The organism is Pseudomonas sp. VS40, assembly GCF_018587885.1.
Classification (GTDB): Bacteria; Pseudomonadota; Gammaproteobacteria; order Pseudomonadales; family Pseudomonadaceae; genus Aquipseudomonas; species Aquipseudomonas pergaminensis.
In genome coordinates, this window is sequence record NZ_JAGYWD010000009.1 from 69493 (window position 1) to 87589 (window position 18097).

The 18097-nt window shown below is 63.4% G+C and carries 23 protein-coding genes; 21 read left to right on the forward strand and 2 right to left on the reverse strand.

Annotated features, from left to right (window positions below; all coding sequences use genetic code 11):
* The first annotated feature begins 40 nt into the window (after positions 1-40).
* Genes KHP07_RS24060 through KHP07_RS24095 form a run of 8 tightly spaced genes read left to right on the forward strand, consistent with a single transcriptional unit; the run spans position 41 to position 6006 of the window.
* On the forward strand, positions 41-796 hold the full coding sequence (locus KHP07_RS24060; protein WP_214498145.1) for a heme ABC transporter permease: 756 nt from the start codon (positions 41-43) through the stop codon (positions 794-796).
* On the forward strand, positions 793-969 hold the full coding sequence (gene ccmD / locus KHP07_RS24065) for a heme exporter protein CcmD (protein WP_078047588.1): 177 nt from the start codon (positions 793-795) through the stop codon (positions 967-969). Before KHP07_RS24060 ends, ccmD begins: the two co-directional genes overlap by 4 nt.
* Positions 966-1421, forward strand: coding sequence for a cytochrome c maturation protein CcmE (gene ccmE, locus KHP07_RS24070; RefSeq protein WP_078047589.1), 456 nt, complete (start codon positions 966-968; stop codon positions 1419-1421). Before ccmD ends, ccmE begins: the two co-directional genes overlap by 4 nt.
* A 3-nt stretch (positions 1422-1424) precedes the next feature.
* Positions 1425-3413, forward strand: coding sequence for a heme lyase CcmF/NrfE family subunit (locus tag KHP07_RS24075; RefSeq protein WP_078047590.1), 1989 nt, complete (start codon positions 1425-1427; stop codon positions 3411-3413).
* Entirely contained in the window at positions 3410-3946 is a 537-nt protein-coding gene (locus KHP07_RS24080; RefSeq protein ID WP_016978490.1) for a DsbE family thiol:disulfide interchange protein, read from the forward strand. The genes KHP07_RS24075 and KHP07_RS24080 overlap by 4 nt, the downstream gene beginning before the upstream one ends.
* Positions 3943-4416 (forward strand): cytochrome c-type biogenesis protein, encoded by a 474-nt coding sequence (locus KHP07_RS24085; protein WP_078047592.1) that lies wholly within the window; start codon positions 3943-3945, stop codon positions 4414-4416. The genes KHP07_RS24080 and KHP07_RS24085 overlap by 4 nt, the downstream gene beginning before the upstream one ends.
* Positions 4409-5596, forward strand: coding sequence for a c-type cytochrome biogenesis protein CcmI (ccmI, locus tag KHP07_RS24090; RefSeq protein ID WP_214498146.1), 1188 nt, complete (start codon positions 4409-4411; stop codon positions 5594-5596). The genes KHP07_RS24085 and ccmI overlap by 8 nt, the downstream gene beginning before the upstream one ends.
* A gap of 14 nt (positions 5597-5610) precedes the next feature.
* Complete coding sequence (locus KHP07_RS24095) at positions 5611-6006, forward strand: hypothetical protein (protein WP_028615689.1); 396 nt, start codon at positions 5611-5613, stop codon at positions 6004-6006.
* A 191-nt stretch (positions 6007-6197) separates the two neighbouring features.
* Here the strand turns inward: KHP07_RS24095 and KHP07_RS29990 are convergent, their stop codons facing one another.
* The gene (locus KHP07_RS29990; protein ID WP_502937544.1) at positions 6198-6302 is read right to left on the reverse strand and encodes a DUF6124 family protein; all 105 of its coding nucleotides are present in this window, start codon (positions 6300-6302) and stop codon (positions 6198-6200) included.
* A gap of 289 nt (positions 6303-6591) precedes the next feature.
* On the opposite strand from KHP07_RS29990, the gene phnC reads away from it, so the two are divergent.
* The 13 genes from phnC to phnP all read left to right on the forward strand — a co-directional run bounded on the left by phnC (position 6592) and on the right by phnP (position 17008).
* Positions 6592-7425 (forward strand): phosphonate ABC transporter ATP-binding protein, encoded by an 834-nt coding sequence (gene phnC / locus KHP07_RS24100; protein ID WP_214498147.1) that lies wholly within the window; start codon positions 6592-6594, stop codon positions 7423-7425.
* A 32-nt stretch (positions 7426-7457) separates the two neighbouring features.
* Positions 7458-8459, forward strand: coding sequence for a phosphonate ABC transporter substrate-binding protein (gene phnD, locus KHP07_RS24105; RefSeq protein WP_100491203.1), 1002 nt, complete (start codon positions 7458-7460; stop codon positions 8457-8459).
* Between the two features lie 112 nt (positions 8460-8571).
* Entirely contained in the window at positions 8572-9354 is a 783-nt protein-coding gene (gene phnE / locus KHP07_RS24110; protein WP_058427920.1) for a phosphonate ABC transporter, permease protein PhnE, read from the forward strand.
* 36 nt (positions 9355-9390) lie between these two features.
* Positions 9391-10095 (forward strand): phosphonate metabolism transcriptional regulator PhnF, encoded by a 705-nt coding sequence (gene phnF / locus KHP07_RS24115; RefSeq protein WP_178076792.1) that lies wholly within the window; start codon positions 9391-9393, stop codon positions 10093-10095.
* An 11-nt stretch (positions 10096-10106) separates the two neighbouring features.
* Positions 10107-10544, forward strand: coding sequence for a phosphonate C-P lyase system protein PhnG (gene phnG, locus KHP07_RS24120; RefSeq protein ID WP_214498148.1), 438 nt, complete (start codon positions 10107-10109; stop codon positions 10542-10544).
* A complete protein-coding gene (gene phnH, locus KHP07_RS24125; protein ID WP_214498149.1) occupies positions 10544-11134 on the forward strand; it encodes a phosphonate C-P lyase system protein PhnH in 591 nt (196 codons plus the stop codon). Before phnG ends, phnH begins: the two co-directional genes overlap by 1 nt.
* Positions 11134-12210 (forward strand): carbon-phosphorus lyase complex subunit, encoded by a 1077-nt coding sequence (locus KHP07_RS24130; RefSeq protein ID WP_100491201.1) that lies wholly within the window; start codon positions 11134-11136, stop codon positions 12208-12210. The genes phnH and KHP07_RS24130 overlap by 1 nt, the downstream gene beginning before the upstream one ends.
* Positions 12203-13045 (forward strand): alpha-D-ribose 1-methylphosphonate 5-phosphate C-P-lyase PhnJ, encoded by an 843-nt coding sequence (locus tag KHP07_RS24135; protein WP_078047600.1) that lies wholly within the window; start codon positions 12203-12205, stop codon positions 13043-13045. The genes KHP07_RS24130 and KHP07_RS24135 overlap by 8 nt, the downstream gene beginning before the upstream one ends.
* Entirely contained in the window at positions 13042-13842 is an 801-nt protein-coding gene (gene phnK / locus KHP07_RS24140) for a phosphonate C-P lyase system protein PhnK (protein WP_078047601.1), read from the forward strand. The genes KHP07_RS24135 and phnK overlap by 4 nt, the downstream gene beginning before the upstream one ends.
* Positions 13842-14561 (forward strand): phosphonate C-P lyase system protein PhnL, encoded by a 720-nt coding sequence (gene phnL, locus KHP07_RS24145; protein ID WP_214498182.1) that lies wholly within the window; start codon positions 13842-13844, stop codon positions 14559-14561. Before phnK ends, phnL begins: the two co-directional genes overlap by 1 nt.
* Complete coding sequence (locus tag KHP07_RS24150; protein WP_214498150.1) at positions 14551-15696, forward strand: alpha-D-ribose 1-methylphosphonate 5-triphosphate diphosphatase; 1146 nt, start codon at positions 14551-14553, stop codon at positions 15694-15696. The genes phnL and KHP07_RS24150 overlap by 11 nt, the downstream gene beginning before the upstream one ends.
* Positions 15696-16268 carry a phosphonate metabolism protein/1,5-bisphosphokinase (PRPP-forming) PhnN gene (phnN, locus tag KHP07_RS24155; RefSeq protein WP_214498151.1) on the forward strand — a complete coding sequence of 191 codons (573 nt, stop codon included), beginning with the start codon at positions 15696-15698 and terminating at the stop codon, positions 16266-16268. Before KHP07_RS24150 ends, phnN begins: the two co-directional genes overlap by 1 nt.
* Positions 16259-17008, forward strand: a complete 750-nt coding sequence (gene phnP / locus KHP07_RS24160) for a phosphonate metabolism protein PhnP (protein ID WP_214498152.1) — start codon at positions 16259-16261, stop codon at positions 17006-17008. Before phnN ends, phnP begins: the two co-directional genes overlap by 10 nt.
* An 81-nt stretch (positions 17009-17089) precedes the next feature.
* Here the strand turns inward: phnP and KHP07_RS24165 are convergent, their stop codons facing one another.
* Positions 17090-17968, reverse strand: coding sequence for a LysR family transcriptional regulator (locus KHP07_RS24165; protein WP_100491196.1), 879 nt, complete (start codon positions 17966-17968; stop codon positions 17090-17092).
* Positions 17969-18097 lie beyond the last annotated feature (129 nt).

The following is an 18097-nucleotide window of genomic DNA, read 5'->3' on the forward strand; positions in this document are numbered from 1 at the left end:
CTTCTTGCCAAGACAAGAGGCCACCGTGATGGAAACAGCAATGAACTGGACCTGGTTTCATAAGCTCGGCTCGCCCAAATGGTTCTATGGCATCAGCGGCAAGCTGCTGCCGTGGTTGAGCGTCGCCGCCGTGTTGCTGATCGGCATCGGCCTGGTCTGGGGCCTGGCCTTCGCGCCGCCGGACTACCAGCAAGGCAACAGCTTTCGCATCATCTATATCCACGTGCCTGCCGCGATGCTGGCCCAGTCCTGCTACGTGATGCTGGCGGTGTGCGGCATCGTCGGCCTGGTGTGGAAGATGAAACTCGCGGACGTGGCCCTGCAATGCGCCGCGCCCATCGGTGCGTGGATGACCGCCGTGGCGCTGGTCACCGGCGCGATCTGGGGCAAGCCCACCTGGGGCTCGTGGTGGGTGTGGGATGCACGACTAACGTCCATGTTGATCCTGCTGTTCCTGTACTTCGGTCTGATTGCCCTGGGCAACGCGATCAGCAATCGTGACAGCGCCGCCAAGGCCTGTGCGGTGCTGGCGATTGTTGGCGTGATCAACATCCCGATCATCAAATACTCGGTGGAGTGGTGGAACACCCTGCACCAGGGCGCCACCTTCACCCTCACCGAAAAACCGGCAATGCCCGTGGAAATGTGGGCACCGCTGCTGCTGATGGTGCTGGGGTTCTACTGTTTCTTCGGTGCCGTGCTGCTGCTGCGCATGCGCCTCGAAGTGCTCAAGCGTGAAGCCCGCACCAGTTGGGTCAAGGCCGAAGTGCAAAGCAGCCTGGGAGCGCGCGCATGAGTTTTGCTTCTTTCAGCGAGTTTCTCGCCATGGGCCATCACGGCCTGTATGTCTGGACGGCCTATGGCATCTGCCTGGCGGTGCTGGCCCTCAACGTCGCCATGCCGATCCTGGCTCGCAAGCGTTACCTGCAACAAGAGGCGCGTCGTCTGCGCCGGGAGACCGATAAGTGAATCCGCTGCGTAGAAAGCGTCTGTTGATCATCCTTGCCATCCTGGCCGGCGTCGGCATTGCCGTGGCCCTGGCCTTGAGTGCCCTGCAGCAGAACATCAACCTGTTCTACACCCCGACCCAGATCGCCAATGGCGAAGCGCCGGTCGACACGCGCATCCGCGCCGGCGGCATGGTGGAAAAGGGCTCGCTCAAGCGTTCCGGAGATTCCCTCGACGTGACCTTCGTGGTCACCGACTTCAACAAAGCCGTGACCATCACCTATCGCGGCATCCTCCCGGACTTGTTCCGCGAAGGCCAAGGTATCGTCGCCCTGGGCAAACTCAACGCTGACGGCGTGGTGGTGGCCGATGAAGTGCTGGCCAAGCACGATGAGAAATACATGCCGCCGGAAGTCACCAAGGCCCTGAAAGACAGCGGCCAATCCGCGCCAACGCCTGCCAAGGAGGGCTAAGCCATGACGTCCGCACTGTTTATTCCGGAGCTGGGCCAGTTGGCGATGATCCTCGCCCTGTGCTTTGCCATCGTCCAGGCCGTAGTGCCATTGCTCGGCGCCTGGCGCGGTGACCGCTTATGGATGAGCCTGGCGCAGCCGGCTGCCTGGGGCCAGTTTGCGTTCCTGCTGTTCGCGTTCGGTTGCCTGACCTACGCCTTTATGACCGACGACTTTTCCGTCGCCTACGTGGCCAATAACTCCAACAGCGCGCTGCCCTGGTACTACAAGTTCAGCGCCGTGTGGGGCGCCCACGAAGGGTCGCTGCTGCTGTGGGCGTTGATCCTCGGCGGCTGGACCTTTGCCGTGTCGGTGTTCTCGCGCCAACTGCCGCAAGTGATGCTGGCGCGGGTGCTGGCGGTGATGGGCATGATCAGCATCGGCTTCCTGCTGTTCCTGATCATGACGTCCAACCCGTTCAGCCGCATCCTGCCGCAGATCCCGGCGAACGGGCATGACCTCAACCCGCTGCTGCAAGACATCGGGCTGATCGTGCACCCGCCGATGCTCTACATGGGTTACGTCGGTTTCTCGGTGGCCTTCGCCTTCGCCATCGCCGCCTTGCTTGGCGGACGCCTCGATGCGGCCTGGGCGCGCTGGTCGCGGCCGTGGACCATCGTCGCCTGGGCGTTCCTCGGGATTGGTATCACGCTTGGCTCCTGGTGGGCCTATTACGAACTGGGTTGGGGCGGCTGGTGGTTCTGGGACCCGGTGGAAAACGCCTCCTTCATGCCCTGGTTGGTCGGCACGGCGCTGATTCACTCGCTGGCCGTCACCGAAAAACGCGGCGTGTTCAAGAGCTGGACCGTGCTGCTGGCTATCGCGGCGTTTTCCCTCAGCCTGCTCGGCACATTCCTTGTGCGTTCGGGCGTGCTGACCTCGGTGCACGCGTTTGCGTCCGACCCTGAGCGCGGCGTGTTCATCCTGATCTTCCTGCTGTTTGTGGTCGGCGGCTCCCTGACGTTGTTTGCGTTGCGCGCGCCAGTGGTCAAGAGCCAGGTCGGTTTCAACCTGTGGTCGCGGGAAACCCTGTTGCTGGGCAATAACCTGGTGCTGGTGGTGGCCGCGTCGATGATCCTGCTCGGCACCCTGTACCCATTGGTGCTGGACGCCTTGAGCGGTGCCAAGCTGTCGGTGGGCCCGCCGTACTTCAACGCGTTGTTTATCCCATTGATGGGCCTGTTGATGGTGGTGATGGCGGTCGGCGTGCTGGTGCGCTGGAAAGACACGCCGGTCAAATGGCTGGCCGGCATGCTGATGCCGGTGCTGCTCGGCAGCGTGGCGTTGGCGGTGATCGCCGGGTTTGCCTACGGCGACTTCAATTGGGCGGTGCTCGCCACCTTCCTGCTCGCCGCCTGGGTATTGCTGGCCGGCGTGCGCGACCTCTTCGACAAGACCCGCCACAAAGGCCTGATCAAAGGCCTGCCAACCCTGACCCGCAGCTACTGGGGCATGCAGATCGCCCATATCGGCATCGCCGTGTGCGCCCTGGGCGTGGTGCTCTCCAGCCAGAACAGCGCCGAGCGCGACCTGCGCCTGGCACCGGGCGAGTCCATGGACCTGGCCGGTTACCACTTCATCTTCGAAGGCGCCAAGCACTTCGAAGGGCCGAACTTCACGTCAGACAAAGGCACGGTACGCGTCGTCCGCAACGGTAAAGAGATCGCCGTGCTGCACCCGGAAAAACGCCTGTACACCGTACAGAGTTCGATGATGACCGAGGCCGGTATCGACGCCGGTTTCACCCGCGACCTCTATGTGGCGCTGGGTGAACCCCTGGGCGAGGGCGCCTGGGCGGTGCGGGTGCATGTGAAACCGTTTGTGCGCTGGATCTGGTTCGGCGGCTTGCTCACCGGTTTCGGCGGTTTGCTGGCCGCGATGGACCGGCGTTATCGGGTCAAGGTCAAGAGCCGGGTGCGTGAAGCCCTCGGCCTGCAGGGAGCGGCGGCATGAAGCGTTGGTTGATGGTGGTACCGCTGGCGATGTTTCTGGTGGTGGCGGTGTTCCTGTATCGCGGTCTTTATCTGGACCCGGCCGAGCTGCCCTCGGCCATGATCGGCAAGCCGTTCCCGGCGTTCAGCCTGCCAACGGTGCAGGGCGACAAGACCCTGACCCAGGCCGACCTGCTGGGCAAACCCGCCCTGGTCAACGTGTGGGGCACCTGGTGCATCTCCTGCCGCGTCGAGCACCCGGTGTTGAACAAGCTGGCCGAGAAGGGCGTGGTGATCTATGGCATCAACTACAAGGACGACAACGCCGCAGCCTTGAAATGGCTGGCCGAGTTCCACAACCCGTACCAGCTGGATATCCGCGATGAAGACGGTAACCTTGGCCTGAATCTCGGTGTCTACGGCGCTCCGGAAACCTTCTTTATCGATGCCAAGGGCGTGATCCGCGACAAGTACGTCGGCGTGATCGACGAGGTGGTCTGGCGCGAACAACTGGCTGCCAAGTATCAGGCGCTGGTCGATGAGGCCAAGCCATGAAGCGTCTGTTAGCCGCTGCGGTGCTGGCGCTGGGGTTGGCCGGCGTGGCCCACGCCGCCATCGACACCTATGAATTCGCCAAGGACGGTGACCGCGAGCGATTCCGCGAACTCACCAAGGAACTGCGCTGCCCCAAGTGCCAGAACCAGGACATCGCCGACTCCAACGCCCCCATCGCCGCCGACCTGCGCAAAGAGATTTTCCGCATGCTGGGGGAGGGCAAGGACAACCAGCAGATCATCGACTTCATGGTCGACCGCTACGGTGATTTCGTGCGCTACAAACCGGCCCTCACCGGCAAGACCGCGCTGCTGTGGTTCGGCCCTGCCGGGCTGTTGCTGGCGGGCGTGGTGGTGATGGCGGTGATCGTGCGCCGTCGCCGCGCCGCGCCGACCGATGGTTCCGACGCGCTGTCCCTGGATGAGCGTAAACGCCTCGACCAATTGCTGGACACCAAGACTGATGATTGATTTCTGGCTCGCAGCCGGCTTGCTGCTTCTGATTGCCCTGAGTTTCCTGTTGATCCCTGTGCTGCGCGGCCGCCGCGCCCAGCGTGAAGAGGACCGCACCGCGTTGAACGTGGCGCTGTACCAAGAACGTGTCGCCGAGCTGCAAGTGCAGCAGGACGAAGGCGTGCTCAACGCCGCACAACTCGACACCGGCCGCGCCGAAGCGGCGCGTGAATTGCTGGCTGACACGGAAGGCTTGGAGAAACCCCGCGAATCGCGCCTGGGCAAGCCACTGCCATTGCTGGCAGCGTTTTTGGTGCCGGTCCTCGGCGTTGCGCTGTACCTGCATTACGGGGCCAGCGACAAGGTTGAACTGACCCGCGAATTCTCCCAGCCGCCGGTGTCCATGGAAGACATGACCCACCGCCTGGAACGTGCTGCCGCCGCCCAGCCGGATTCGCCGGAAGGCCTGTACTTCCTTGGTCGTGCCTACATGGCCCAGGATCGCTCCGCCGATGCGGCCAAAGTGTTCGAGCGCACCGTCGCCCTGGCCGGTCGTCAGCCGGAACTGCTCGGCCAGTGGGCCCAGGCGCAATACTTTGCCGACAATAAACAGTGGTCGCCCAAGGTGCAGGCGCTGACGGACGAGGCGTTGAAGCTTGATCCGAAGGAAGTCACCAGCCTCGGCCTGCTCGGTATCGCGGCGTTTGAAGGCCAGCGTTATCAGGAAGCGATCGACTACTGGAACCGGCTGTTGGCGCAACTGCCACCGGAAGACAATTCCCGTGCAGCCCTGCAAGGTGGCATTGATCGCGCAGCTGAGAAGCTGAAAGAAAACGGCGGCACCGTCGCCTCTCAAAAAGCCGCGATGAAAGTTCGGGTGGATCTGAGCGCCGACGTGAAGGCCAAAGCCCTGCCCACTGACAGCGTATTCATCTTCGCCCGCGCGGTCTCCGGCCCACCAGCGCCATTGGCGGCCAAGCGCGTCACCGTCGCCGAGCTGCCGATCACCGTTGAACTGGGCGATGCCGACGCGATGATGCCGCAGTTGAAACTGTCGAACTTCCCCGAAGTCCAACTGGTTGCGCGCATATCCCGGGCCGGTGTTCCGACCGCTGGCGAATGGATCGGCCGCAGCCAACCCTTGGCCAGCAGCACCACTGCCGTGCAGCAGCTGACCATCGACAGTCCGGACAAGTAATCGAGGAAACGCTTATGACCGCATTTGCACGCATCACCTTGCTCAGCCTGGTATTGGGGCTGAGCGCTTGTGCGGTCCACCGCCCACCTCCTGCGCCCACCGGCCCGACCATCCCACCGTCAGGCCCGTCGACCCAGCCGAGCACCAAGCCCTCGGGCCCGGTGACTCCAGCACCGAAACCCGTGCCGACCAAATCGCCGACCTTCGCCCCACCACCGGGCGCGGCCAGCCACTGGGACGGCAAGATGCAGGTGTATGTGCTGGAAGAACAGCCCGACACCTTCTACCGCCAGCGCACCTACTACCGCTGGAGCAACGGCTGGAGCCGCTCGATCAGCCCGAACGGGCCGTGGGAAGAGACCGACGTGCAAGGCGTACCGCCGGGACTGAGCAAGCAATACGCACAATGACAAAAGGCGACCTTCGGGTCGCCTTTTTCTTGCCTGTGAAACATGGTCTCCAATCCAATGAAGATCACCTGTGGGAGCCGGGCTTGCCCGCGATGGCGGCGTGTCAGGCACCGAATCAATTGCAGCTAAACCGCCATCGCAGAGGTGCGGCGATCCGACAAGCCAGTTCCCACAGGAGACCTCATCGGCTGTCAGGCCACCGGACACGCCCGATTCAGCGCTTCATCCACCAACAACTGCGCAATCTCAATCATCTGCACCACTGCCAGCACCTGCTTGCGACCCGAGCTATCCAGAACCTAGCGACGGCGCTGCCTGAATGAACACGGTGGCCTTACTGGGGCTGCTGCGCAGCCCAGCGCGGGGCAAGCCCGCTCACCACAGCAAGCCCGCTCACCACAAAAAAGCCCATTCACTACTTAGCTGGGGTTGCTTTTAGATCCACTTCCAACCTTTCACAAAACCTTCATCCAGCCGACCCCCTCCAGTCATGTGCAAGTAATAGCACTGACACCTCCCGCGCCTACTGTCGTTTGAACTCAACCGCAGCCATCCCCTGGCTGTTCAAACAAGACAGAGAAGCCCATGACTCACGCTATCCATGTCGATCACTTGAACAAGACCTTTGCGAAGAAATCCGCATTGGTCGACCTCGAACTCACCGTTGCCGCAGGTGAGATGGTCGCGCTGATTGGCGCTTCCGGTTCCGGCAAGTCCACCTTGTTGCGCCATTTGGCCGGCCTGGCCTGTTGCGACAAGAGCAATGGCGGCAGCGTCAAGGTGTTGGGCCGGGAAGTGCAGGCCAGTGGGCGCTTGAATGGCAAGGTGCGGCGGTTGCGCGCAGACATCGGCTACATCTTCCAGCAGTTCAACCTGGTCAATCGCCTGAGCGTGCTCGACAACGTGCTGCTCGGTTGCCTGGGTCGCATGCCGCGCTGGCGCGGCAACCTGGGGTTGTTCAATGCCGAGGAAAAGGCGTTTGCCCTGGAGTCCCTGGCACGTGTGGGCCTGGCCGACCTGGCTGCTCAACGTGCATCCACCTTGTCTGGCGGCCAGCAGCAACGCGTGGCGATTGCCCGTGCCTTGACCCAGCGCGCCGAGGTGATCCTCGCCGACGAACCCATCGCCTCCCTGGACCCGGAGTCAGCACGCAAGGTGATGGAGATCCTCGCCGACATCAACCGCCGCGACGGCAAGACCGTGGTGGTGACCCTGCATCAAGTCGATTACGCCATGCGTTATTGCCCGCGGGCCGTGGCGCTCAAGGGCGGTCGGATTCATTTCGACGGGCAGGGCAGTGCGATGAGCAGCCAGTTCCTCAATGACTTGTACGGTGCCGACGTCGACACCAGCCTGATGTTTTCCGACCACTCCCGCCACACCACCGTGACCCCTCGGCTGGCCCTGGCACGCGCTTGAAACCCTACTCACGACCCACAGGAATTCCTTCCATGTTGAACCGTATCGGCCAAGTGTTTCTGTCCGCCGCGTTGTTGGCCAGTGTCGCCATGGGCAATGCCTACGCGGCCGACAAAGCCATCAATTTCGGCATCATGTCCACCGAGTCTTCGCAGAACCTCAAGAGCATCTGGCAGCCGTTCCTGGATGACATGCACAAGAAGACCGGCCTGACCATCAACGCCACTTTCGCCTCCGACTACGCCGGCCTGATTCAGGGCATGCGCTTCAACAAGGTCGATGTGGCCTGGCTCGGCAACAAGGCCGCGATGGAAGCGGTGGACCGCTCCAACGGCGAGATCTTCGCCCAGACTGCCGCCGCCAACGGTGCCGCCGGTTACTGGAGCGTGTTGATCGTGCGCAAGGACAGCCCGATCAACAACGTCGAGGACATGCTCAAGAATGCCAAGAACCTGACCTTCGGCAACGGTGACCCGAACTCCACCTCGGGCTACCTGGTGCCGGGCTACTACGTGTTCGCCAAGAACAACGTGGATGCCGCCACGGCGTTCAAGCGCACGTTGAACTCCAGCCATGAAGTCAACGCGTTGAGCGTGGCCAAGGGGCAGTTGGACGTGGCCACCTTCAACACCGAAAGCTGGGACCGTCTTGAAGTGACCCAGCCGGACAAGGCCGCGATGCTCAAGGTGATCTGGAAATCACCGCTGATCCCGGCCGACCCGATGGTGTGGAGCAAGGCGCTGAGCGACAGCGAGAAAACCAAGATCCGCGACTTCTTCGCCCACTACGGCGACACCGATGAAGAGAAGGCCGTGCTGAAGAACATGCAGCTGGGCAAGTTCCTGCCTTCCAGCGACGACCAACTGTTGCCGATCCGCCAGCTGGAGCTGTTCAAGCAGCGCACCACCATCAGCGCCGACGACAAGTTGGAAGCGGCTGACAAGGCCAAGAAGCTCGCCGACATCGATGCCGACCTGGCGAAGCTGCAACAACGCATCTCCGAGCTCGACAAAAAGACCGCAGCCAACGGCTAAACCCCTGTGGGAGCTGGCTTGCCTGCGATTGCGGTGTATCAGCTAGCACATTTGTGACTGACAGACCGCCATCGCAGGCAAGCCAGCTCCCACATTTAGATCGAGGACAACCATGACCACTTTGCATGCTGAAGCAGTGGGTAAAAGAACTTGGCCGCAATACCTCGGCTGGGGCCTGTTCCTGGTCCTGCTGGCCTGGGCCTGGCACGGCGCGGAAATGAACCCGCTGGCGCTGTACCGCGATTCCGGAAACATGGCGACCTTCGCCGCCGACTTCTTCCCGCCCGACTTCCACGAATGGCGCTCCTACCTCAAGGAGATGATCGTCACCGTACAAATCGCCCTCTGGGGCACGGTGCTGGCCATCGTCTGCTCGGTGCCGCTGGGCATCTTGTGCGCCGACAACATCACCCCCTGGTGGGTACACCAACCCCTGCGCCGGGTGATGGACGCGTTCCGCTCCATCAACGAAATGGTGTTCGCCATGTTGTTCGTCGTTGCGGTCGGCCTGGGTCCGTTCGCCGGCGTATTGGCCCTGTGGATCAGCACTACCGGCGTACTCGCCAAACTGTTTGCCGAAGCCGTCGAAGCCATCGACCCAGGCCCGGTGGAAGGCGTGCGTGCTACCGGCGCCAGTGCCCTGCAGGAAGTGATCTACGGCGTGATCCCCCAGGTGATGCCGCTGTGGGTGAGCTACGCGCTGTACCGCTTCGAAGCCAACGTGCGTTCGGCCACGGTGGTGGGCATGGTCGGCGCGGGCGGGATCGGCGTGATCCTCTGGGAAAACATCCGCGCCTTCCAGTTCGTACAAACCTGCGCGGTGCTGCTGGTGATCATCGTGGTGGTGAGCTTGATCGACGTGCTGTCCCAACGCCTGCGCAAGCAGTTCATCTGACCTCGGAGGGGTGCCCGCGCGGCGCTTTTTTTAAGCATGCAGTTGTCTAGACAAGATGAGCCGGTGTACCGCGAACTCGCGGACATCCTGCGCCGTGAACTCAGCAGCTACCAGGCCGGTGACTTCCTGCCCGGCGAAGTGCACATGGCCGAGCGTTTTGGCGTCAACCGCCACACCTTGCGCCGCGCCATCGATGAGTTGGTGTTCGAGGGCAGCCTGTTGCGCCGCCAGGGTAAGGGCACCCAGGTGCTCGACCGCCCGCTGATTTACTCGATGGGCGCCGAGACCTCTTACAGCCAGTCGCTGTCGGCCCAGGGCGTGGGCGTGCAGGCGCTGTTGCTCAAGCGCCGCTACTGCTACGCCAGCCGCGATGAAGCACAGCACCTGGGCATCGCCGAAATGGCGCCGATGATCGAACTGCAAACCCTGCGCAAGCTCGACCACCAGCCCGTCAGCCTGATCCGCCACCGCTACTGCGCCAGCCGTGCGCCGTTGCTGGCCGACTACAACGGCGGTTCCTTGCGCCAATACCTGCGCGAACGTGACCTACCGCTGACCCGCACCCAAAGCCTGATCGGTGCGCGTTTGCCCAACCGTGATGAAGCCGCGCTGCTGCTGATGCCTCGGCACTTGCCGGCCCTTACCGTCTTTACCCTTTCCTGCGATCGCGACGGCCGCCCGGTGGAGCTGGCGCAGTCCACCAGCCGTTCGGATCGCTTCCAGTACCAAGTGGTGACCTGATGGAGACCTTGATGAATCTGTCCCCGCGTCAGCATTGGATTGGTGTGCTCGCCCGCGCCCAACTCAGTGAACTGCAACCTCACGAAGCCGCGTTGAAAGACGCGGAATACCAACTGATCCGTGCCCCGGAAGTCGGCATGACCCTGGTGCGTGGCCGCATGGGCGGCAATGGCGCGCCATTCAACGTCGGCGAAATGAGTGTGACCCGCTGCGTGGTGCGCCTGGCCGATGGCCGCACCGGCTACAGCTACCTGGCCGGGCGCGACAAGGTCCATGCCGAGTTGGCCGCCCTGGCCGACGCTCACCTGCAAGGCACTCAACCCAGCATTTGGCTCAGCGATTTGATCACCGCGCTGGCCAGTGCCCAGGCTCAGCGCCGCGCGCTAAAAGAAGCCGACACCGCGGCCACCAAGGTCGAGTTCTTCACCCTCGTGCGAGGAGAAAACTGATGAATGCGCAACTGTTGCAACCGGCGTTTGTCGACCCGGTGCTGGATGCCCAGCGCGGTTTTCGTGCGGCCCTCAAAGCCTTGGCAGAACCCGGTTTGATCCAACACCTGCCGTCCGCGCCGCGCCTCGATGGGCTGGCGCCGGCCACCTATGCACTGTGCCTCGCGCTGCTGGACGGCGACACGCCGCTGTGGCTTTCACCGAGCTTCGACACGCCGCTGATCCGCGCCAACCTGGCCTTCCACTGCGGCTGCCCGTTGACGTCGAATCGCGAAGACGCGGCCTTCGCGCTGCTCGGTGAACAGGACCTGCTCGACCTCAGCGGCTTCGACCACGGCAATGACCGCTACCCCGACCAGTCCTGCACCTTGCTCGTGCAGCTCACCGACCTGGAGTCCGGTCGCGGCCTGCTCTGGCGCGGCCCGGGCATCAAGGCCCCGCGCCAGGTGCACCTACCGGTGCCACAAGCCTTCTGGCAGGAACGTCAGCGTCGCGAAGCCTTCCCCCGTGGCCTGGATGTGTTGTTTGCCGCCGGCCATCACCTGATCGGCCTGCCACGCAGCAGCCGCATCGCAGAGGAGCACGCCTGATGTACGTAGCCGTCAAAGGTGGCGAACAGGCCATCGACAATGCCCACCGCCTGCTGGCGAAAAAGCGCCGGGGCGACACCGCGATTCCTGAATTGAGCGTGACGCAAATCCGCGAGCAATTGCCATTGGCCGTGGCGCGGGTGATGACCGAGGGCTCGCTGTTCGATGAGGAGCTTGCCGCGCTGGCGATCAAGCAAGCGGCGGGGGACCTGGTGGAAGCGATCTTCCTGCTGCGTGCCTACCGCACCACGCTGCCGCGCTTCAGCCCGAGCCTGCCGATCGATACCGCGCACATGTCGCTGAGCCGGCGCTTGTCGGCCACGTTCAAGGACGTGCCGGGCGGTCAATTGCTCGGCCCGACCTTCGACTACACCCATCGCCTGTTGGATTTTGCACTGCTGGCCGAAGGTGAATATCCAGGCCCGCAAACCACGCCCGATGCGCGCATCGAAGCCTGCCCACGGGTGCTCGGCCTGCTCGCCAAAGAAGGCCTGATCAAGAATGAAGCCGACGACAACGCCACCGTCGCCGACATCACCCGCGACCCGCTGGAGTACCCCGCCAGTCGCGCCGAACGCCTGCAAGCCCTGGCCCGAGGCGATGAAGGTTTCCTGTTGGCACTGGGCTATTCGACCCAACGTGGCTACGGCCGCAACCACCCGTTTGCCGGCGAGATCCGCATCGGCGATGTGGAGGTGTGGATCGACCCGGAAGAATTGGGTTTTCCCATCTGCCTGGGCAGCATCGAGGTGACCGAGTGCGAGATGGTCAACCAGTTCGTCGGCTCGGCCACCGAGTTGGCGCAGTTCACGCGCGGGTATGGCCTGGCGTTCGGGCACGCCGAGCGCAAGGCCATGGGCATGGCGTTGGTCGACCGCTCGCTGCGCGCCGGGGAATACAACGAAGAGATCGTCTCGCCGGCCCAGCGTGAAGAGTTCGTGCTGGCGCACTGCGACAACGTCGAGGCCGCCGGCTTTGTCTCGCACCTCAAATTACCGCACTACGTGGACTTCCAGTCCGAGCTGGAACTGATCCGCAAACTGCGTCAACCCGCCGAGGGCTCCCGCCATGAATGACACGGCCTACAACTTTGCCTACCTCGACGAACAGACCAAACGCATGATCCGCCGCGCCTTGCTCAAGGCCGTGGCGATCCCGGGTTACCAGGTGCCGTTCGGTGGCCGCGAGATGCCATTGCCGTACGGTTGGGGCACCGGCGGCATGCAATTGACCGCCGCGATCCTGGGGGATGATGACGTGCTCAAGGTCATCGACCAGGGCGCCGACGACACCACCAACGCCGTCTCCATCCGCCGCTTCTTCGCCCGTACCGCTGGTGTCGCCACCACCGAAGCCACACCGGACGCCACGGTGATCCAGACCCGCCACCGCATCCCGGAGACGCCGCTGCAGGCTGGCCAGATCATGGTCTACCAAGTGCCGATCCCCGAGCCGCTGCGCTTCATCGAACCGTCGGAAACCGAGACCCGCACTATGCACGCCTTGAATGATTACGGGGTGATGCACGTGAAGCTTTACGAAGACATCGCCACCTTCGGCCATATCGCCACCAGCTACGCCTACCCGGTGATGGTCGACGAGCGCTACGTGATGGACCCGTCGCCGATCCCTAAATTCGACAACCCCAAGCTCGACATGAGCCCGGCGCTGATGCTGTTCGGCGCCGGTCGCGAAAAGCGCCTGTACGCGGTGCCGCCGTATACCCAGGTCACCAGCCTCGACTTTGAAGACCACCCGTTCGAAGTACAGAAATGGGAGCACAACTGCGCCCTCTGCGGCAGCCATGAGTCGTTCCTCGATGAGCTGATTCTGGACGATGCGGGAACCCAGAGTTTTGTCTGTTCCGACACCTGGTATTGCGCCCAACGGGTTCTGGAGAACAACCAATGAGCCAGGTTCTTTTGAAGCAAAAAGCCGGCGCACCGCTACTGCAAGTGCGTGACCTGTCCCTGTTGTACGGCCCGGAGAAGGGCTGCCAGGGCGTGAGCTTCGATTTGTACCCCGGCGAAGTGCTGGGCATCGTCGGCGAGTCCGGCTCGGGCAAGTCCACCTTGCTCTCGCTGTTGAGCGGCCGGCTGCCACCGCAGGCGGGGAGCATCGGCTACCGCAGCAAGGACGGCGAATGGCTGGATTTGTACAGCGCCAGCGAAGCCGAGCGCCGCACGTTGCTGCGTACCGAATGGGGCTTTGTCGAACAAAACCCTCGCGACGGTTTGCGCATGGGCGTGTCAGCCGGCGCCAACATCGGCGAGCGCCTGATGGCCCAGGGCGTGCGCAATTACACGCAACTGCGCGGTGCCGGTCTCGATTGGTTGAGCCAGGTGGAAATCGACCCGCAGCGTATCGATGACTTGCCGCGCACCTTCTCCGGCGGCATGCAGCAACGCCTGCAAATCGCCCGCAATCTGGTGTCGAGCCCGCGCCTTGTGTTCATGGACGAGCCCACCGGCGGCCTCGACGTGTCGGTGCAAGCGCGCCTGCTCGACTTGCTGCGCAGCTTGGTTCGCGAGCTGGATCTGGCCGTGGTGATCGTCACCCACGACCTGGCCGTGGCGCGCCTGCTGGCAGACCGCTTGATGGTGATGCGGCGCTCGCGGGTGGTGGAAACCGGGCTCACCGACCAGATCCTCGACGATCCACAGCACCCTTACTCTCAACTGTTGGTGTCTTCGGTATTGCAGCCATGATGAATGCCTTGATCGAGGTCCGTGACCTCTCGAAAACCTTCACCCTGCACCAGCAGAGCGGCGTGGTACTCAATGTGCTGCGTGGGGTGGAGTTCAGTGTGCAGGGCGGTGAATGCCTGGTGCTGCACGGCCAGTCCGGCGCGGGCAAGAGCACCTTGCTGCGCACCTTGTACGGTAACTATTTGCCAGCGGGTGGCAGCATTCGCGTGCGCCATGCTGGCGAGTGGCTGGAGTTGGTCGGCGCCGAGCCGCGCGACATTCTCCAGGTGCGCCAGCAGACCCTGGGCTACGTCAGCCAATTCCTGCGGGTGATCCCCCGCGTGGCCTGCCTGGATGTGGTGATGGAGCCCGCCCTGGCCCGTGGCTGGTCGAAAGCCGATGCACAACAGCACGCCGAACATCTGCTGACTCGCCTGAATATCCCTCAGCGTCTGTGGCAACTGGCGCCCGGTACGTTCTCCGGTGGCGAGCAACAGCGCGTGAATATCGCGCGCGGATTCATGGTGGCCTGGCCGGTGATGCTGCTGGACGAACCCACCGCGTCCCTGGACGACAACAACCGCCAGGTGGTGCTGGAACTGATGAACGAAGCCAAGGCCGGGGGCGCCGCGCTGATCGGCATCTTCCACGATCGCGCCGCCCGTGAAGCGGTGGCCGACCGCCATTTCGACATGACCCCCACGCCCGTTGCCGCAGAGGAATACGCCCATGCCCGCTGAACAGATCCTCAGTAATGCCCAGATTGTCATGGCTGATCGCATGTTCCTGGGTTCGGTGGTGCTGCGCGACGGCAAGATCGTCGACCTCGCCGAAGGCCGCAGCCAGCTGCCCCAGGCCCAAGACCTGGGCGGTGATTTCCTCTTGCCGGGCCTGGTGGAGTTGCACACCGACAACCTGGAAAAACACATGACCCCGCGCCCCGGCGTGGACTGGCCGTCGACGTCGGCCGTGCTGAGCCACGATGCGCAGATCATCGCAGCGGGCATCACCACGGTGTTCGACGCGGTGTCCATCGGCGACGTGAACCCCAAGGGCAACCGCATGAAGAAACTGCCGGCGATGCTCGACGCCATCGCCCAGGCGGAAGGCGCCGGCCTGACCCGCGCCGAGCACCACCTGCACCTGCGTTGCGAGCTGTGCCACCCGGACACGCTCAGCGTGTTCCGCGACCTGGTGGAAAACCCGCTGGTGCAACTGGTCTCGGTGATGGACCATTCGCCGGGCCAGCGCCAGTTCGTGCTCGAATCCAAGTACCGTGAGTACTACATGGGCAAGTACCACCTGAACGACGAAACCATGGACGCGTTCATCGTGCTGCAAAAGGCCAACTCCCTGGCGTACAGCGACCGCTATCGCGCGGCGATCGTCGAGCATTGCCTGGCGCGTGGCCTGTCGGTGGCCAGCCATGACGACGCGACCCTGGCCCATGTGGAGGAGTCGGCGCGCTACGGCATGACCATCGCCGAATTCCCCACCACCCTGGAGGCCGCGAAGGGCTGCCAGGCGCTGAACATGAAAGTCTTGATGGGCGCGCCGAACGTGGTGCGCGGTGGGTCGCACTCGGGTAATGTGGCCGCCGCGGGCCTGGCGGGCGAGGGATTGCTGGATATACTTTCCAGCGACTACTACCCGGCCAGCCTGTTGCAGGCTGCGTTCGTGCTGGCCGACCAGCAGGACGGCGGCGACTTGTCGCGGGCGGTCAAGATGATCAGCCTGGCGCCCGCACAAGCGGCAGGCCTCAAGGATCGCGGCGAAATAGCCCTTGGCCTGCGTGCCGACCTGGTCCAGGCCCGCAGCCGCGAAGGGCTTCCTGTGGTGCAACAAGTATGGCGACAAGCGAAGAGGGTGTTTTGATGGCAGGCAGGTTGATCTATCTCATCGGGCCTTCCGGCTCGGGCAAGGACAGCCTGCTGGACGCCGCACGCCCCCGTTTGGCCGAGCGCGGTTGCCGCATTGTGCGCCGCGTCATCACCCGCTCGGCGGAAGCGGTGGGCGAAGCAGCGCAGGGCGTGAGCCCCGAGGCATTTGCGACGATGCAGGGCGAGGGCGCGTTTGCCCTCAGTTGGCAGGCCAATGGGTTGTCCTACGGCATTCCCAAGGAAATCGACGACTGGCTGGCGGCGGGTGACGACGTGCTGGTCAACGGCTCGCGCGCGCACCTGGCGCAGGCGCGCGAACGCTACCCGACGGCGTTGGTGCTGCTGCTGACGGTGGATCAGGCGGTGTTGCGCCAACGCTTGATCGCACGCGGGCGTGAGGCGCTGGCGGACATCGAAGCGCGGCTGGCACGCAATGCGCGGTTTACCGCCGAGCTGATTGCCGGCAACGGGGCAGGGTTGTTTGTGCTGGATAACTCCGGTCCGCTTGCTCATACGGTCGAGCGCCTGCTCTGCTGCCTCGACCACGGTCATTCGGCATGCGCCTGACCCTGCTCGGCACCGGTGACGCGCGGCAAGTCCCGGTGTACGGCTGTGAATGCCCCGCGTGCGGTCTGGCGCACAGCGACGAAAGCCTGCGCCGCCGCCCGTGCAGCGCACTGATCGAATGCGGCGACCAGCGCTGGCTGATCGACAGCGGTTTGCCCGACCTCACCGAACGCTTCCCGCCGCGCAGCTTCAACGGGATTTTCCAGACCCACTACCACGCCGATCATGCCCAGGGTTTGCTGCACCTGCGCTGGGGGCACGGGTGGGTGATTCCGGTGCACGGCCCAGCGGATCCGGAGGGGTTGTCGGACTTGTACAAGCATCCTGGCATCCTGGATTTCAGCCAGCCCCTTGCCGAGTTTGAAACACGCCAATTTGGCGAGTTGAGCGTCACAGCGTTGCCGTTGCAGCATTCCAAGCTAACCCTGGGCTACCTGCTGGAAGGCGAGGGGCGACGCATCGCCTACCTCACCGACACCGTCGGTCTGCCACCGGCAACCCTGGCCTGGTTGCAACGCGAACCATTGGACGTGCTGGTGCTGGATTGCTCCATGCCGCCGCAGCCGCAAGCGCCGCGAAATCACAATGACCTGACGCTGGCGTTGCAGAGTATCGAGGACACCGGCGCGCAGTTGGGCGTATTGACCCATGTAGGGCATACGCTGGACGCCTGGTTGCTGGAACATCGCCGCGAGTTGCCACGGCATGTCACGGTCGGCTGGGATGGCCGGATCATCTGAACACCCCCAACCGCGTAGGAGCCGGCTTGCCGGCGCCTACAGGTGATCGGTATTCGATCAGTCGACGGATACAGGACGGCCCTACGCCATTAACCCTTCAACGTATTCGATAAACGCCTTGGCCTTGGCACTCGGCATTCGACCCGTCGGTAGTACCGCCCAGAGATCCTTCGGCGGGAGTTCCCAGTCGGTCAACACAGCTTTCACCTCGCCCCTTGCCAATTCCGGGCCGAACATCCATTCGGACGTCATCGCCAGGCCGTGGTGGGCGAGCACGCCAGCGCGCAAGCCTTCGGAAGAAGTGACGCGCAAGCGCCCGCGAGCAGCTATGGCCTGCTCGTGCGGGCCTTGTTTGAAGGGCCAGAGCGGGCTCTCCCCGAGGCTGTAGATCACGGCCTGGTGGTTGAGGATATCTGCCGGGCTTTGTGGCTCGCCGAAACGTTCGAAGTAGGCCGGTGTGCCGAACACCCGGCTTGGGCTTTGGCCTAGCCGGCGAGCAGTAAGACCGGAGTCACTCAGGTTGCCGATACGCAGGGCGACGTCGATGCCATCTTCAACCAGGTTGAGGATGCGGTCGTCGAGCAACACGTCGATGTTCAGGCCAGGGTGCTGGTCAAGGAAGGGGCCCAGGTTGGGAATGATCCGCATGCGGGAGAATGTCACGCCGGCGCTGACCCGCAGGTTGCCCGTTAATCCTGCACCCGCGCCACGGGCGGCCTCGTCAGCTTCGTCGGCTTCGAAAATCGCGCTCTTGGCTTTTTCGAAAAACGCCAGGCCTGCCTCGGTGGGCGTCAGGCCCCTGGTCGAACGCAGCACCAACCGCACGGCCAGGCGTGCTTCCAATTGCGCGATGCTTTTGGACACGGCGGGTTGGCCGATGCCCAGGCGCTTGGCAGCGGCCGAGAAAGAGCCGGTCTCCACGACGTGAACGAAGGTTTCCATGGCAGTGAGACGGTCCATCGGGTGTTCCTGTTGGCTGGGCGGCGCTCAAGCCTAAGGCGATGGGCTGCCGGTGTCATGCGTTTCCCGTAGCGTACTTTCAATATTCAGTAAAACAGCCGTCAGTCAGGCGTGTGAATTTTGTGCTTG

What these genes read in the sequence shown, in the direction of transcription:
- ccmD (WP_078047588.1), top strand. Translation starts at nt 793, where the DNA reads ATGAGTTTTGCTTCTTTCAGCGAGTTTCTCGCCATGGGCCATCACGGC.
- phnE (WP_058427920.1), top strand. Translation starts at nt 8,572, where the DNA reads ATGACCACTTTGCATGCTGAAGCAGTGGGTAAAAGAACTTGGCCGCAA.
- phnL (WP_214498182.1), top strand. Translation starts at nt 13,842, where the DNA reads ATGAATGCCTTGATCGAGGTCCGTGACCTCTCGAAAACCTTCACCCTG.
- KHP07_RS24095 (WP_028615689.1), top strand. Translation starts at nt 5,611, where the DNA reads ATGACCGCATTTGCACGCATCACCTTGCTCAGCCTGGTATTGGGGCTG.
- KHP07_RS24135 (WP_078047600.1), top strand. Translation starts at nt 12,203, where the DNA reads ATGAATGACACGGCCTACAACTTTGCCTACCTCGACGAACAGACCAAA.
- phnG (WP_214498148.1), top strand. Translation starts at nt 10,107, where the DNA reads ATGAATCTGTCCCCGCGTCAGCATTGGATTGGTGTGCTCGCCCGCGCC.
- KHP07_RS24130 (WP_100491201.1), top strand. Translation starts at nt 11,134, where the DNA reads ATGTACGTAGCCGTCAAAGGTGGCGAACAGGCCATCGACAATGCCCAC.
- KHP07_RS24060 (WP_214498145.1), top strand. Translation starts at nt 41, where the DNA reads ATGAACTGGACCTGGTTTCATAAGCTCGGCTCGCCCAAATGGTTCTAT.
- phnC (WP_214498147.1), top strand. Translation starts at nt 6,592, where the DNA reads ATGACTCACGCTATCCATGTCGATCACTTGAACAAGACCTTTGCGAAG.
- phnK (WP_078047601.1), top strand. Translation starts at nt 13,042, where the DNA reads ATGAGCCAGGTTCTTTTGAAGCAAAAAGCCGGCGCACCGCTACTGCAA.
- ccmI (WP_214498146.1), top strand. Translation starts at nt 4,409, where the DNA reads ATGATTGATTTCTGGCTCGCAGCCGGCTTGCTGCTTCTGATTGCCCTG.
- phnD (WP_100491203.1), top strand. Translation starts at nt 7,458, where the DNA reads ATGTTGAACCGTATCGGCCAAGTGTTTCTGTCCGCCGCGTTGTTGGCC.
- KHP07_RS24075 (WP_078047590.1), top strand. Translation starts at nt 1,425, where the DNA reads ATGACGTCCGCACTGTTTATTCCGGAGCTGGGCCAGTTGGCGATGATC.
- KHP07_RS24085 (WP_078047592.1), top strand. Translation starts at nt 3,943, where the DNA reads ATGAAGCGTCTGTTAGCCGCTGCGGTGCTGGCGCTGGGGTTGGCCGGC.
- KHP07_RS24165 (WP_100491196.1), bottom strand. Translation starts at nt 17,968, where the DNA reads ATGGACCGTCTCACTGCCATGGAAACCTTCGTTCACGTCGTGGAGACC.
- phnP (WP_214498152.1), top strand. Translation starts at nt 16,259, where the DNA reads ATGCGCCTGACCCTGCTCGGCACCGGTGACGCGCGGCAAGTCCCGGTG.
- phnF (WP_178076792.1), top strand. Translation starts at nt 9,391, where the DNA reads ATGCAGTTGTCTAGACAAGATGAGCCGGTGTACCGCGAACTCGCGGAC.
- KHP07_RS24150 (WP_214498150.1), top strand. Translation starts at nt 14,551, where the DNA reads ATGCCCGCTGAACAGATCCTCAGTAATGCCCAGATTGTCATGGCTGAT.
- KHP07_RS24080 (WP_016978490.1), top strand. Translation starts at nt 3,410, where the DNA reads ATGAAGCGTTGGTTGATGGTGGTACCGCTGGCGATGTTTCTGGTGGTG.
- phnN (WP_214498151.1), top strand. Translation starts at nt 15,696, where the DNA reads ATGGCAGGCAGGTTGATCTATCTCATCGGGCCTTCCGGCTCGGGCAAG.
- phnH (WP_214498149.1), top strand. Translation starts at nt 10,544, where the DNA reads ATGAATGCGCAACTGTTGCAACCGGCGTTTGTCGACCCGGTGCTGGAT.